At 61.5% G+C, this 1528-nt stretch carries 1 pseudogene; it reads right to left on the minus strand.

The window, feature by feature from the left end:
* A pseudogene (locus EJI00_RS24815) lies at positions 1-1528 on the minus strand (VirB4 family type IV secretion/conjugal transfer ATPase); the annotation flags it as partial.

Here is a 1528-nt window from a genome sequence, read left to right on the forward strand (position 1 = left end):
TCGGACTCGGTGAGCTTCAGGCCCTCGATGTAGTCCTTGCGGCTGGCGTTGGGGTTGGGCAGCAGGATCATGGTGGCGGTCTGCTCGATGAGCGCGGCCGAGATGTCGCTGCCCAGCGCGTCTTCGGGGCTCTGGGTCGCAAAGATGCCCATGCCGTTTTGTTTACGGATGGTTTTCTGCTTGTTCTTGGCAAAGTCCTTGAGGGCGCCGCCGCCGTCGAGAATTTTCCAGAATTCGTCCATTACGTAGATGAGGCGGCGGCCGTCGATCAGGGTGTCGAGCCGGTGCAGCAGGTAGTTGATGACCGGTACGCGCACCTCGGGGTTGTCGATGACCTCGGTGTAGTCGAAGCCGATGATGTTGGCCTTTTGCAGGTCGATGGTGTCCTTGGGGTTGTCGAACACCCAGCCCAGCGAGTTGCCCGCGGTCCATTTGCGCATGCGGATGAAGAGGCCGTCGTCGCCCATGTTGGGCAGGCTCTTCTGAAAGTTGGTCATGTTGCGCAGATGCTCGGGCGTGTCGAGCATGGCCTCGACGGCGCGGAAGATGTCGTCTTCTTCACGAGAGGTGTAGACCGGCTTGGCGGCCAGCACCTTGACGAGGTCGCTCAGAAACTGCACGTTGGCCTCGGTGCGCTCGCAGTGAAAGGGGTTGAAGCCGGTGGGCTGGCCGTTTTCCAGCGAGAGGTAGTTGCCGCCGCAGGCACGCACGAAAATTTCGGCGCCGCGATCCTTGTCGAAGAAGAAGATGGTGGGCGACGGGTCGAGCTTCTGGATCTGGCTGAGCAGGAAGTTGATGAGCGCCGTTTTGCCGGTGCCGGACTTGCCGATGACGATGGTGTTGGCAATGGCCTTTTCGCCCAGCGAGTTCTCGCCCGGCAGCGTGGCATGAAAGTTGAAGAAATAGGGCTGGCCGTTGACGGTCTGCAGCGTGGTGACGCATGGGCCCCAGGGGTTGTTGTCGCGCTTGCCGCCGGCAAAGTTGTGCAGCGGCGACATGCCCAGGAAGTTGAGCGAGCTCACGTTCGCCAGCCGGGTGCGGTACTTCCAGTTGCCGGGAAATTGTGCGTAGAACGCGGCGGTAACGGCCAGGTCTTCCTTGATCGAGACGAAGCCCGCGTTGGAGAGCTCGGCGCGCGTGGTGGCGATGTGCTGGGAAAGCGTTGCCTGGTCGGGCGCGTAGACGGCAATGGTGAAGTGATACTGGCCCAGCACAAAGTTGCCGGACGAAATCTGGTCCATGGCTTGGTCGAGCTCGATGATCTGGCTGACGGCCTTGTCGCCGGACGAAATCATCATGCCTTTGGTGCGCTCGAGCGCCTTGAGCGCGTCGTGCCGCCCCATGGGGCTGAACGAATGGGTAACGACGTATTCGAAGTCGAGGTACTTGAGCCCGTTGAGAATGCCGGGGTGGGTGCCGTCGGGGTATTCCTTGACGTTGAGGATGGCGCCGAAGTGATTGACGCCGTTGGGTGTGGTCAGCACGAAGTCGCCGGTCTTGGCCGAGAAGCGCTGGCGGCTGACGGCCA

Source organism: Variovorax sp. DXTD-1, from assembly GCF_003984625.1.
Classification (GTDB): Bacteria; Pseudomonadota; Gammaproteobacteria; order Burkholderiales; family Burkholderiaceae_C; genus Variovorax.